The sequence below is a fragment of the Methylobacterium frigidaeris genome (assembly GCF_022179185.1).
Taxonomy (GTDB): domain Bacteria; phylum Pseudomonadota; class Alphaproteobacteria; order Rhizobiales; family Beijerinckiaceae; genus Methylobacterium; species Methylobacterium frigidaeris.
The window spans coordinates 50,194-62,681 of record NZ_BPQJ01000010.1 but is presented as its reverse complement, the minus strand read 5'-3'; the positions used below and the strand labels follow the sequence as shown (position 1 = coordinate 62,681).

At 70.3% G+C, this 12,488-nt stretch carries 10 protein-coding genes; 1 reads left to right on the top strand and 9 read right to left on the bottom strand.

The annotated features are described in order from the left end of the window. Positions 1-5: 5 nt before the first annotated feature. The 8 genes from MFF64_RS12715 to MFF64_RS12680 form a co-directional block, all read right to left on the bottom strand. On the bottom strand, positions 6-1,580 hold the full coding sequence (locus tag MFF64_RS12715; protein WP_099902802.1) for an ABC transporter substrate-binding protein: 1,575 nt from the start codon (positions 1,578-1,580) through the stop codon (positions 6-8). Positions 1,581-1,878: 298 nt separating this feature from the next. Further along, complete coding sequence (locus MFF64_RS12710) at positions 1,879-2,781, bottom strand: LysR family transcriptional regulator (protein ID WP_238191051.1); 903 nt, start codon at positions 2,779-2,781, stop codon at positions 1,879-1,881. 115 nt (positions 2,782-2,896) lie between these two features. Continuing rightward, complete coding sequence (ycaC, locus tag MFF64_RS12705; RefSeq protein WP_099899770.1) at positions 2,897-3,544, bottom strand: isochorismate family cysteine hydrolase YcaC; 648 nt, start codon at positions 3,542-3,544, stop codon at positions 2,897-2,899. 183 nt (positions 3,545-3,727) lie between these two features. Then, positions 3,728-5,143: a sensor histidine kinase gene (locus MFF64_RS12700; protein ID WP_099899768.1), complete on the bottom strand. Its 1,416-nt coding sequence runs from the start codon at positions 5,141-5,143 to the stop codon at positions 3,728-3,730. A 159-nt stretch (positions 5,144-5,302) separates the two neighbouring features. After that, entirely contained in the window at positions 5,303-6,760 is a 1,458-nt protein-coding gene (locus MFF64_RS12695; RefSeq protein ID WP_099899766.1) for an aldehyde dehydrogenase family protein, read from the bottom strand. Further along, positions 6,757-8,034, bottom strand: coding sequence for an NAD(P)/FAD-dependent oxidoreductase (locus MFF64_RS12690; protein ID WP_238191049.1), 1,278 nt, complete (start codon positions 8,032-8,034; stop codon positions 6,757-6,759). Before MFF64_RS12690 ends, MFF64_RS12695 begins: the two co-directional genes overlap by 4 nt. Positions 8,035-8,091: 57 nt before the next feature. Further along, the gene (locus tag MFF64_RS12685; protein ID WP_099899764.1) at positions 8,092-8,961 is read right to left on the bottom strand and encodes a GNAT family N-acetyltransferase; all 870 of its coding nucleotides are present in this window, start codon (positions 8,959-8,961) and stop codon (positions 8,092-8,094) included. A gap of 159 nt (positions 8,962-9,120) precedes the next feature. Then, positions 9,121-10,008, bottom strand: a complete 888-nt coding sequence (locus MFF64_RS12680) for a GNAT family N-acetyltransferase (RefSeq protein ID WP_309296447.1) — start codon at positions 10,006-10,008, stop codon at positions 9,121-9,123. 441 nt (positions 10,009-10,449) lie between these two features. Between MFF64_RS12680 and MFF64_RS12675 the strand changes: the two genes are divergently transcribed. Next, complete coding sequence (locus MFF64_RS12675; protein WP_099899760.1) at positions 10,450-10,806, top strand: cupin domain-containing protein; 357 nt, start codon at positions 10,450-10,452, stop codon at positions 10,804-10,806. Positions 10,807-11,108: 302 nt separating this feature from the next. Here the strand turns inward: MFF64_RS12675 and MFF64_RS12670 are convergent, their stop codons facing one another. After that, positions 11,109-12,044, bottom strand: a complete 936-nt coding sequence (locus MFF64_RS12670; protein WP_238191047.1) for an adenylate/guanylate cyclase domain-containing protein — start codon at positions 12,042-12,044, stop codon at positions 11,109-11,111. Positions 12,045-12,488: the final 444 nt, after the last annotated feature.

Genomic DNA, 12,488 nt, shown 5'->3' with positions numbered 1-12,488 from the left:
GCGGCCTACTTCGTCTTCTCGACGTTCCAGAACACCGGCGCCGCGGCGGTCAGGATGCCGGTGACATTCTTGCGCGCGGCGATCGGGATGTAGAACTGGCCGAGATGGACGTAGGGCACCACTTCGCGCCAGCGCATCTGCACGGCTTCCGCGAGCGCCTTCTGCTTGGCCGGGTCGACCTCGCGGGCGAAGTCGTCGCGCAGCTTCTCCATCTCGGCATCGCAGGGCCAGCCGAACGGGGCCTTGTCGCAGCTCATGTTCATGAAGCTCGACATCACCGGGTTCAGGATGTCGGCCGAGACCCAGGAGGTGTTCATCAGATTCCAACCCCCCTTGTCGGCCGGATCCTTGCGCACCCGCCGCGACACCACGGTCTGCCAGTCGGACGACTGCATATCGACCTTGAAGCCGCCCTTCTCGAGGAGCTGCTTGGCGACAGGGCCGAGATTGGTCAGGGTCTGCAGATCGGTCGAGTGCAGGAGGACGATCGGCGTGCCGTCATAGCCCGCCTCCTTCAGCAATTGCTTCGACTTGGCGAAGTTCGACTCGAGCAGCCCGTCCATCCCCTTGTCGGTGGCGAGCGGCGAGCCGCAGACGAACAGGGCCTTGCAGGTCTTGTAGTAGTCGGGATCGCCCACCACCGCCTGGAGGAAGTCGGTCTGGTTGAGGGCGTAGGTCAGGGCCTGACGCACCTTCGGGTTGTCGAAAGGCTTGATCAGGTGGTTCGGCCGCATCGCGTATTGCAGGCCGAGCGGGTTGTAATCGACGAGCTTGACGCTCGAATCACTCTTGAGCAGCGGGATCAGGTCGTAGGCCGGCTGCTCGATCAGGTCGATCTCGCCGGCCAGCAGCGCGTTCACCGCCTGCTGCTGGTCCGAGATCGCCAGCCACTCGACCCGGTCGACCTTGACCACCTTGCCGCCGGCCAGCCCCGAGGCCGGCTCAGGCCGCGGCTTGTAGTCCTTGAACTTGGTGTAGACGATCCTGTCGCCGGGCTTCCACTCGTCGGTCTTCATCACGAAGGGGCCGGAGCCGGTGAAGTCCGAGATCTGCTGGTTCGGGTCGGTCTCGGCGACCCGCTTCGGCATCATGAACGGCACGTTCGAGGACGGCTTGGCGAGGCCGAACAGCAGGAGCCCGGTCGGCGATTTCAGCTTCACGGTGAAGCGCTTCGCGTCGTCGGTGCTCATGCCCTCGACGAAGGTCATCAGCTTCTGGCCGAGCGAATCGCGGGCACCCCAGCGCTTGATCGAGGCGACGCAATCCTCCGCCGTGACCGGCTTGCCGTCGTGCCACTTGAGGCCGTCGCGCAGGGTGAACGTGTAGGCCAGGTTGTCCGGCGACATCGTATAGGTGTCGACCATCTGCGGCTTGACCTCGCCCTGTCCGTCGAGCGCGAACAGCGTGTCGTAGATCATGTAGCCGTGGTTGCGGACGATGTAGGCGGTGGTCCAGATCGGATCGACGATCTTGACGTCCGAATGCATCACCGCCTTGAGCGTCTGCGCCGGCGCGATTCCGGGGGCGAGCAGGGCCGCGGTTGCGGCGACGAGGCCGAGAACGGACCGACGGAACGCCATCAAGTTGTCTCCTCGCAGTCTCGCCGTCCGGGCGGCGATGCCATCAGGGTGCGGGCTCAAGGTGCCCGCGGGGCCGGGTATGCAATCGACAGACCAGCTCCCCGGCTGAAGCCGAAGCCAGTCGGTTGCGCCGAAGAATTCGGCTCACTTCAAGTGTCGGGACAGCAGAGGTGGGGCCGCGCAGGTCTTGACGCGACCATGCCGCCGCAGACCGATGCAGGATGCGGGAGGGCAGCGGGGCTGACTACGACGAAATCATGCGAGGGGTGCACCGCTTTTCGTGGCACTCCCCGTCCCGTCAGGCTCTGACGTGAAGCAGCGCGGCCTCCAGCTCCCGACGCAGGCGCTCGGCGGCGAAGCTCGGCTGGCGGTCGGCCGGGACGCAGAGGTCGAGGGAGGTCTCGACCGGCATCGTGTCGGGGAAGGGCACCGCCGCCATCGTGCCGGCGGCGATCTCGTCGGCGAAGGCGGCGCGCGGCAGCACCGCGAGGGCGCCGGCCTGCACGATGAGCGTGCGCTGAAGGTCGAGGGAGGCGGCCTCGAAGGTCGGCACGATCCGGCAGCCGGCCTCCGCCGCCGCCCGGTCGATGAAGGTACGCACGCCGAATTCTGGGCCCGGCAGCACCCAGCGATAGCCCTCGAGCGCCGCGCAGGCCGCGCCGCCGGACTTCGTCACCGGGTGGTCCGGCGGCGCGATGATGAATTGCGGCAGCCGCACCCGCTTGACCACCGCGATCGCGTCGGAGGCCGGGGCGAAGAAGGTGAGGGCGAGGTCGCAGGAGGCGTCCTCGATCGCCCGCACCGCGTCCTTCGCGGTCCCGGTGCGCAACCGGGCGCGGACATGCGGGTGGCGGGCTGCGAAGGCGGAGAGCACCGGCACCAGGATCGCCGAGGCGACGCCCTCGGCGGCGTGGACGCCGACGAGGCCGCCGCGCAGGCCCTTCAGGTCGTCGATCAGCCGCACGACGTGGTCGAGCTCGTTGATCGTCCGGTCGAGCTTGGCGGCGAGCAGTTCGCCCGCCGCGGTCAGCCGGATGCCGAGCGGCCCGCGCTCGAGCAGCGGCGCATCCATGTAGTATTCGAGCTGCGAGATGTGCCGCGCCAGCACGTTGGGATGGATGTCGAGCTGGGTGGCGGCATCGCGCAGCGACGTGCAGCGGGTGACGACCGCGAAGTAGTGGAGAGCGACGATCTTCGCCATGCCGGGAGCCCGTGACCGATGCCGGTCCGCCATCCCGGACGGGGGAGGGCGGACCGGCGCACGAGGCCGTGTCTGTCACGAAATTCCCGCACCGTCATGGCGCGTCGCGATAGGCTCAGGCGCCGGATTTCGCGTTCGGACTCGTGCCCCGGAGCGCGCCGTAGCTCGTCATCAGGTTGCGGTAATCCGGGATGTGGTCGCCGAGCAGCGTCGCCAGCCCCTCGACGTCCCGGCGCCAGTCGCGGTGCAGCTCGCAGGCGACCGCGAACCAGTTCACCAGCTGCACGCCGGCCGCCGACATCCGGTTCCAGGCGCCGTCGCGCACCACCGGGTTGAAGGTGCCGGAGGCGTCGGTGACGGCGAACACCTCGTAGCCCTCCGCGATGGCCGACAGGGCGACGAAGGCGACGCAGACCTCGGTGACGACGCCGGCGATGATCAGCTGCTTGCGGCCCGTCGCCTTCACGGCGGCGACGAAATCGGGGTTGTCCCAGGCGTTGATCTGGCCGGGCCGGGCGATGAAGGGCGCGTCCGGGAACTTGGCCTTCAGCTCCGGCATGATCGGGCCGTTCGGCCCGTCTTCGAAGCTGGTGGTGAGGATGGTGGGAAGCTTGAAGTAGGCGGCGAGGTCGGCCACCGCCAGGACGTTGTTCTTGAAGCGGTCGGGGTCGAAGTCGCGCACCAGCGACATCAGGCCGGCCTGATGATCGACGAGCAGGACGACGGCCTGGTCGAGGTCGAGGCGGTTGTACGGCTTCGTCATGGTCGTCTCCATCGTGGCGGCCGGTGCGGCGCTGTTTCGATGGGGGGAGTATGTCTGCGGTGTTTCCGGATGGAAACAGAAACGATCGAAACCGATCGTTTCCAAAAATATCCAGTGAGCGTGGGATGAAGGCGGCCGTTCCCGCGTCGCCGGAAAGTCGGTTCCAGCCTCGGAGGCCGGACGCTATGCCACCGCCACGGGCAGCTCGATCGTGACGGCAGTCCCCTGCTCCTCGCCGCTCTCCAGCTCGATCCGGCCCTGCAGGGTCGAGGTGACGAGGTTGTAGACGATGTGCAGCCCCAAGCCCGTGCTGCCCTTGTCGCGCCGCGTGGTGAAGAACGGATCGAAGATCCGTAAGCGGTTCTCCTCCGGAATGCCCCGGCCGTCGTCGCGGAACACGATCCGGATCCGCGCCTCGTCGAGCCGGGTCACGTCGATCGCGAGCGTGCCGGTGCGGCCGTCGGGATAGGCGTGGAGGACGGCGTTCAGCGCCAGGTTGCTGACGACCTGCGCGAGCGCCCCCGGATAGGAATCGAGCACGATCCCCTCGGCGCAGGCGAGCCGCACCTCGTGGCCCTTGCGCCGCAGCAGGGGCCCGAGCGTGCTCATCAGCTCGACGAGCCAGTCGCGCACGTCGAAACGGCGCCGGTCCTCGATCGCCTGGTCGACCGCGACCTGCTTGAAATTCTGGACCAGGTCAGCGGCCCGGGTCAGGTTGGAGAAGATCAGCCGCGTCCCCTCGCTGAGCTGCTCGACGCTTCGCGTCAGCTGCGACCGGCTGATCTGTCCCGCGGCGACGCTGCGGCGCAACTCCCCGAGGTGGTGGTCGAACGCCGTCGAAGTGGTGAGCGCGAGGCCGATCGGCGTGTTGATCTCGTGCGCGACCCCCGCCACCAACTGGCCCAGAGCCGCGAGCTTCTCGGCCTGGACCAGGTGCGCCTGCGCTGCACGCAGCTCGGCCAACGCGGCCTCCGAGCGCTCCGTCTCGACCTGGAGGTCCTGCGTGGTGCGGAACTGGCGTCGGGCGCGGAATTCCCGGGCGCCGACCCCGTAGAGCGAGAGCGCGTAGGCCGCGCCGATCTCGGCGTTGTTCACCAGCGTCAGGCCGGGATTGTCGTGCGTGGCGATCGTCTCGAACAGGGCGAAGCAGGTCCAGGTCAGGACGGCGAAGATCGCGAAGGAGGGCACCCGCAGGGGCAGCAGCGTGGACACGAACAGGATCACCACGATCATGCCGGCGGCGCCGTGGTCGAAGCTCGGGCGCAGGAAGACGTAGATCACGCTGAGCATGCAGCCCGGCACGACGCAGTAGACGAGGTAGATCCGCTCCGCGAAGGGGCGGGCGCCCGGCCGGGTGAGCAGGAGCGTCGCCGGCAGCAGGACCAGGAGGGCGACGCCGAGCCGGATCGCGGTCGCCACCGCCCAGGCGTCCGGGCTGAGGATCCAGTCCATGGCCGAGAAGGAGCAGTAGACGAAGGCGCCGAGCACCATCGCGGCCTGCGTGCGGCCGAGATCGTCGAGGGTGAATTGCCGGACGAACCGCTTCTCGTCATGCGGGTCGTCGAACCGGAGGCCGAGCTTGAGCAGAAGCGTGTGCATGACGCCACCCCATACACGCGGAGGCTCGCCGCGCCCACGGCGCGACGGCGCTCCTCTCGGCGGGTCATGGGGCTATTCGGGGTAAGTCCGCTGAAGATCGCGTACGGGCAGATCGCGTGCGGGCTCCCCTCTTCCATGCCCGCGAGGAGATCCCGCGCCTCACCGGTAGAAGCCGAGGATCGACTTGGTCTCCAGGTACTCCTCCAGGCCCTCGCGGCCGTATTCCCGGCCGTTGCCCGAGCGCTTGTAGCCGCCGAACGGCGCGGTCGGGTCCCAGTCCGGCGCGTTGAGGTGGACCTGGCCGGCGCGGATCTGCCGGGCCACCGCCCGCACCTGCTCCAGGTCGGTGCCCTGCACGTGGGCGCCGAGGCCGTAGATCGTGTCGTTGGCGATCTCCACCGCCTCCTCGACGCTGTCGTAGGGCAGGATCGCCAGGACCGGCCCGAAGATCTCCTCCTGGGCGATCGTCATGTCGCGGCGCACCTCGGAGAAGACGGTCGGGCGGGCGAAGAGGCCGGTCGTCAGGCCCTCTGGCCGCCCCGGGCCCCCGGCGACGAGCCTGGCGCCCTCCTCGATGCCGATCCGGATCATCGTCTGGATGCGGTCGAACTGCGCCCGGTTGGCGATCGCCCCGTGGGTCGTCTCCTCGCGCAGCGGCGCGCCGACCACGAACCCGGCAACGGCTGTCTTCGCCAGGGCCTCGACCTCGGCGAGGTGCGCGCGGGGCACCAGCATCCGGGTCGGCGCGCTGCAGGACTGGCCGAGGTTGCGCATCGCCGCGGCGACGCCCAGCGGGATACAGCGGGCGAGATCGGCATCCGGCAGCACGACGTTGGGCGACTTGCCGCCGAGCTCCTGCGCCACGCGCTTGACGGTGGGGGCCGCGGCCTGCGCCACCAGCACGCCGGCCCGGGTCGAGCCGGTGATCGAGATCATGTCGACCTCGGGATGCGTGGCCAGCGCCTCGCCGACCACCGGCCCGGTGCCGTTGACGAGGTTGAACACGCCCGCCGGGCAGCCGGCCTCGTCCATCACCTCGGCGAACAGGAGCGCGCTCAAGGGCGACAGCTCGCTCGGCTTCAGCACCACCGTGCAGCCCGCCGCGAGCGCCGGGCCGACCTTGGCGGTGATCTGGTAGAGCGGCCAGTTCCAGGGCGTGATGAGCCCGCAGACGCCGATCGCCTCGCGGGCGATGGCGGTGGTGCCGCGCTGCGACAGGAAGGGATATGTCGCGAGCAGGTCGCGGGCGACCCGGATGTGCTCGGCGGCGAGCGGCACCTGGGCGCGGCGCGCGTAGGTGATGGGGGCGCCCATCTCAGCCGTTAGCGCCCGGGCGAACAGCTCCAGCCGGTCCAGCACGAGCCCGTGGACGCGGTCGAGCAGCGCCGCGCGCTCGGCGGGCTGCGTGCGCGACCAGGCCGGGAAGGCGCGCCGGGCGGCCGCGACTGCGTGCTCGACTTCCGGCCCGCCGCAGAGCGCGATCTCGGCGATCACCGCCTCGCGCGCCGGGTCGACGACGCCGATGCGCTCCGCGGCCGCCGGATCGCGCCACGCCCCGTCGCTGTAGAAGCGGCCGAGGCGGCCGGCCTCCGTCAGGTGCCGGATGGGATCGGTCATTGGAAGCGGTCCTTGAGGCGGTAATAGGCGCCGACCAGCGGCAGGAACCAGGGCGGGCCGAAATGGCCCGGAATCGCCGGCCAGGCGAAGGACCCCCAGGGGTTCAGCTCGGCGCGCCCGTCCATGACCTCGGCCATGATCGTGCCCATCAGGGTCGACATCTGCGTGCCGTGGCCGCTGTAGCCCATCGAGTAGTAGATGCCGTCGCGCTCGCCCGCCCGGGGGAGGCGGTCGCGGGTCATGTCGACCATGCCGCCCCAGCAATAGTCGATGCGGATGTCGGTCAGCTCGGGGAAGACGTCGTGCAGGGCGGCGCGCAGGATCTCGCCGCTCTTCTCGTCCGAGGCCGGGTTGGAGACCGCGAAGCGGGCGCGGCCGCCGAAGAGCAGCCGGTTGTCGGGCGTGGTGCGGAAGTAGTTGACGAGGTTCTTGGTATCGACCGAGTTGCGGCGGCGCGGGGTCAGCCGGTCCAGCGTCTCGACCGGCAGCGGCTCGGTGGCGATCAGGAAGGCGCCGACCGGCACGATGCGCCGGCGCACCCAGCCGAGCGGGCCGGCCTGCGAGGTGCCGCTGGCGAGCAGCACCTGTTTGGCCCGTACCGTGCCGCGCGGCGTGCCGACGAGGTGGCCCCCACCGGGGGCGGCCTTGAGGCTCGTCATCGGGGTGCGCTCGTGGACCGCGACGCCGCGGCGCGCGGCGGCCTCGGCGAGGCCCCGGACGAAGCGCCCGACATGCAGGGCGGCGCTCTTGCGATAGACCAGGCCGCCGTAATAGCGCGCGGACCCGATCTCGCCGGGCAGGTCGGCCAGGCGCACCATCTCGGTGTCGGGATCGACGGTGGCGGCGAGCAGCTCCTGGCTGCGCGCCAGCTTGTCGTAGTGTTCGGGCTTGGCCGCGAGCTTAATCTTGCCGACGCGGGCGAAGCTGCAATCGATCCCTTCTTCCCGGACCAGCCGCTCGACCGTGTCGACGCCGGCATCGAAGGCGCGATAGAGCCGGTCGGCGACCTCCCGGCCGAGCTTGCCGGAGAGCGTGCCGTAATCCTGCGCGAAGCCGTTGTTGCACATGCCGCCGTTGCGGCCCGAGGCGGCGCCGCCGATCGTGTCCGCCTCCAGGAGGACGACGCGAGCGCCCTTCTTGGCCAGCGCCAGGGCGGCGGAGGCGCCGGTCAGGCCGCCGCCGATCACCGCAACGTCGAAAGCGCCCTCGACCGGCCCCGCGGCGGCGCCCGCGAACGGTGTCGACGTGTCGAGCCAATAGGATGTGAGCTTCATGGCGGCACCGGGAGTTTCGAGTCCTGAGAGGCGACGGTGAGGGGCGTCGCGGTCGGCTTAGTGGAACGACTGGTTGGCGAGGGCGAAGAGGCGCGCCGGTCCGGTCGGCGGAGGAGTGCCGCGCACCATCGTGAGGGCGTCGCCGACCTGCGGCAGGCCGATCTCCGTCAGCCACGGCGAGAGCTGGGCGGCGTCCGGCACGTCGATCCGCACGAAGCGGCCGTCGAGGCGGGTGAGCGCCGCCTCGATCAGGCGGCGCGCCTCGTCCGGGCTCCCGGCGACGACCGGGCCGACGACGTGTCCCCGGCCGAAGGGACGGACGATCGCGTAAGCAGGGCGCGCGCCGTCCCGCAGGAGAACGTGTCCCTCGCCGGCCGCGATCAGGCGTTCCAGCAGCGGGCGCCGCGCGAATCCGGTCGCCTCCTGGTCGAGCCGCGCGACGGCCTCGATGTCCGCCGGTCCCATCGCTCGCACGCCCGGGTCCGGCGACGCCGCGCGACGTCGCCTGAACGGGCCCTGGTGCTGCCGGATGGTGCCGACCGGCGTGAAGCCGTAGCGCTCGTAGAGCGCGCGCCCCTCCGCGGTGGAATTGAGAAGGATCGTTCGTGGTCCGGCGGCCGCGAGCAGCGCCTCCACCAGCCGAGTCCCGTAGCCCCGCCCCTGCGCCGCGCCCGAGACGATGATCATGCCGATCGTGGCGTGGTCCTCGCCGTGAGGGAACCAGGCCGCCGTGCCGATCACCGCGCCGTCGCGCTCCAGGGCGAAGCCCCGGCCGGCCTGCAGAGCGAAATCCCAATCCTCGCGCCGGTAGGGCCAGGCCATCTCCTGCGAGAGCGCCAGGGCCCCGGGCAGGTGCGTCGGCGCCAAGGGCACCAGGGCGACGGGATCGGCCGCGATCCGACAGTCCGGGAGGGTTGCGGTGTCCATGAGGAAGGGCTTCCCGAGCAGTGTGCAGGATGCGCGAAGCGGCGTCCGCCCATCGCCGGAAGGGGAGCGGTTCGTCTCGTTCGCCGGAGATCGAAGAGTTGGAGATCGAAGAGTTGGAGATCGAAGAGTTCTTGCGTCGCCCGGGCGGGCGCGGGCCCTCTAGCTCAGGGCGTGCGCCGCCAGCCCATAGACGCCCGGGCGCCCGGGCTCGACCTTGGGCAGGGCTCCGCCGCGGGTCAGCGTCCTCACCGTGTCGAACAGGCGCAGGCCGGCCGCCTCCAGGAAGGTGCGCAGCGCACCGGTCTCCTGCCGCGTGTCGAGGCGGACGAACTGGCCGTCGAGGCCGGCGAGCAGGGCGGCGACGAGTGTCACGGCCTCCGCCTCGCTCTCCGCCACGACCGGGCCGATGACGACGCCGCGCCCGAACGGACGGCGCATGCCGTAGCCCACCAGGCGCCCGTCGCGCCGGAGGCCGCGGATCTCGGCCGTCGGGGCGAGATGCGCCATCAGCAGGGGCCGCGGGGCTCCGAACGCAGCCCCGTCCAGGGCGGCGACCTCGCCGAGATCGGTCGGCGCGATCGCCTCGACCGCGTCCGCGAGGCCGGCTACGGGAGCGGCGTCCGGCGTGGCGTAGCCCTGGCATTGGTAGACCGTCGCCTGCGGCTCGAAGCCGAGCGAGACGTAGAGGCGGTAGGCGGCGCGGGTCGAGTTCAGGATCAGCCGGCGGTCGCCGCATTGCTGGAGGATGCGGTCCATCATCCAGCGCCCGCCGCCATGGGTCTGGAGGCGCGGCGAGGTGATGACCATGCCGATCGTCGCGCAGTCCTCGCCGTGGGGAAACCACATCGCCGAGCTGAAGACGCGGCCGATCTCGTCCAGGGCGACGAAGCCGTGCCCGAGGGCGCGAAGCGCGTCCCAGTCGCCCGGGCGATGCGGCCACTCGACGCCGAGGGACAGGGCGTGGAGCGCTTCCACGTCGACGGAGGCGATGTCCTGCGTGGCGAGATCGAAGGACTTCAGCCGCATCGTGTTGGGGGGCGTCGTCACCGCATCCTCTCCTTCCGGCCGGCGCCTCGGGGCGTGACCCGGGCTCAGTGTCTCTCACGAAACGCCCGATCGCCGTCGTCGCGCGGTCCGGCGGCGTCGGTGCAGCGGGCGTTTCGCGAGGTGCACTCGGGCCCGCATCGCATCGCCACGGCGCCACCGCTCGCCGTAAGGTGACCCGGACCGCACCGACATTTCCGCTGGAGATCGGGCGGTTTTCGAAATTTTCGCCCGAAGCCTCCCGGTTTACGGCAGGAGCCCCGGGTTTTCGCCGTTAAGGTCGAGCGGGTTCGAGGCGAGGCGGCCCATCGCCGGCCCTCCCGCCGTCATCCGATTCGCACCGACGCGTCCGCCACGCCGGCCAGCCGAGGACCGGCGCGGTCCGCATGCGGCCGCGAGCCCCCATCCTCGCGTCCCTTCGACCCGTTTGCCCAGGAGACCGGCATGACCCTTCTCGTCACCATCGACACCGATCCCCGCTTCGCCCCCAAGGAGGCCCTGCCGCTGCCCGAGCGCCTGATCTCGGGCTCGCCCGCGTTCAAGACCTGGGCGCAGGACGACACGCGCGACGGGATGATCAAGACCGGCATCTGGGAGGCGACCCCGGGCGAGACCCACTCGATCAAGGGCACCACCTTCGAGTTCTGCCACATCCTCTCCGGCCTGGTCGAGATCGAGGAGACGGGCGGCGAGACCAGGACCTACCGGGCCGGCGACAGCTTCGTGATGAAGCCCGGCTTCGTCGGCATCTGGCGCACGATCGAGACGGTGCGCAAGATCTACGTCTGCGTCTACGAGTGATCGTGGCCTGACGCCGGACGCGTCTTCGAGGATGGGACAAGGCGGCCGGGGGGCGCCGTGTTGGCGTGTGCGCCCAGCATGGGCGCGGTCTTGAGGGAGGGTCTGCCCCGTCTCGTCCGACCTCGGCTCCTCGAACCGCCCGGTGCGGATCCGCATGCCAGGTGGTGTGGGAGGGGTGCGCTCCAATCGGATTGCCCCCATACCGATCGGCAGACTGCGCTCGGAATCGGGCGCGGGGACAAGCCGCACCGCCGCGGCCGGGGGAGCGCGGCGGTGCGGGAGCCTTGGCTCCGCGGCGTGGATCAGTCCTCGGGGCCGCCTCCGTCCAGCGTCAGCGCGTAATCGAGGCCGTTCCCCCGGTCCTGTCCGACCGACTGCCCCATGCCGAGGGTGCCGACGTCGCGCAGCACAAGCTCCTCGCGCCGGATGCAGAACTCCTCGGCACCGAACAACGTCACGAAGGTGCCGTTCGTGCTGTGGTCGACGAGCACCCACTTGTCGCCCCGGCGCTCGATCGTGGCGTGGCGGCGGGAGGCATGCTCGTTCTCCACCAGGATGTCGTTGCTGGCCTCGCGGCCGAGGGAGACGCTCTGGTTCCCCTCGTCGAAGACCCAGCGCCGGCCCCGGTAGGAGAGGCGCAATTCGGGGATCGCGGCGGCCTTCGGGGCTGCGGGCATCAGCGAGAACACCGTGGTCTGGTGGGTCGAGAGATGCCAGAGCACCTCCACCACCCGCAGGTCCTCGCACGCGTCCTTGACGTGCACCCCGACGAGGGAGCGCGTGGCGGCCCGCCGGGCCACCGGCAGGGCATCCGCGAGGGCGCCGGTGGTGATGACCTGACCGCCCTTGGCCAGGGAGGTCATCCGGGCCGCCATGTTCACCGTGGTCCCGAAGTAATCGTCGGTGGTGCGCACCACCGGGCCGAAATGGAAGCCGATGCGCAATTGCAGCCGGTGGGTCGCGACGTGCTCCAGTCCGGGCGCCGCCTCCTCGAAGCGACGCTGGACCGCGATCGCCGCGTCGTAGGTGGCGCAGACATCGTCGAACACCGCCATGAACTCGTCGCCGATGGTCTTGACCAGGCGACCGCCCCCGGCCCGCACCACCCCGGCGGCGAGGTCCAGGCACGCATCGACCACCCGCAGGGCCACGGCATCGCCGACCTCGCGGTAGAGCCGGGTGCTTCCGGCAACGTCGCAGAACAGGACGCCGATCTCGGTGGTTTCAGCGGTGCTCATCGGTATGGACGGACGGCTCCCCGCGGCTCCCAGGTACAATGCCGCCTGTCGTCTCGTCTAGGCAAGAGCTCGACGACCGGGAAGTCCGAAAAGTGCCAATCCGGTGCGGAAGCTCACACCACGTCACGGTCATGGGTGACGGGGCGGGTGATTCGGCCCGCCGCGGCGCGAGACGACCATGGACCGGGACGGCCTCGCGGCAGGCGGTCCGATTCTGCACCGTGACCGGCACCGGCCCGACGCGATGAGCCCGGGATGGATGGGCCGGGGCGTCGCCCATCCCATGACGGCGTGCTGCCGTCGCACGCCTTGCGAAGGACTGCAGCGAGAGATCAAGGCAAGACGGCCGCGGCAGCACGACTGCGGCACCGACCGGCACGACGACATCGCGTCTCTTTGCCGGGTGACGCATCGATCATGTCACTCTATTTCTCGTTGGTCAAA

Excerpts from the sequence above, each read along its gene's own strand:
- MFF64_RS12715 (WP_099902802.1), bottom strand. The coding sequence starts at position 1,580 with ATGGCGTTCCGTCGGTCCGTTCTCGGCCTCGTCGCCGCAACCGCGGCC.
- MFF64_RS12710 (WP_238191051.1), bottom strand. The coding sequence starts at position 2,781 with ATGGCGAAGATCGTCGCTCTCCACTACTTCGCGGTCGTCACCCGCTGC.
- ycaC (WP_099899770.1), bottom strand. The coding sequence starts at position 3,544 with ATGACGAAGCCGTACAACCGCCTCGACCTCGACCAGGCCGTCGTCCTG.
- MFF64_RS12700 (WP_099899768.1), bottom strand. The coding sequence starts at position 5,143 with ATGCACACGCTTCTGCTCAAGCTCGGCCTCCGGTTCGACGACCCGCAT.
- MFF64_RS12695 (WP_099899766.1), bottom strand. The coding sequence starts at position 6,760 with ATGACCGATCCCATCCGGCACCTGACGGAGGCCGGCCGCCTCGGCCGC.
- MFF64_RS12690 (WP_238191049.1), bottom strand. The coding sequence starts at position 8,034 with ATGAAGCTCACATCCTATTGGCTCGACACGTCGACACCGTTCGCGGGC.
- MFF64_RS12685 (WP_099899764.1), bottom strand. The coding sequence starts at position 8,961 with ATGGACACCGCAACCCTCCCGGACTGTCGGATCGCGGCCGATCCCGTC.
- MFF64_RS12675 (WP_099899760.1), top strand. The coding sequence starts at position 10,450 with ATGACCCTTCTCGTCACCATCGACACCGATCCCCGCTTCGCCCCCAAG.
- MFF64_RS12670 (WP_238191047.1), bottom strand. The coding sequence starts at position 12,044 with ATGAGCACCGCTGAAACCACCGAGATCGGCGTCCTGTTCTGCGACGTT.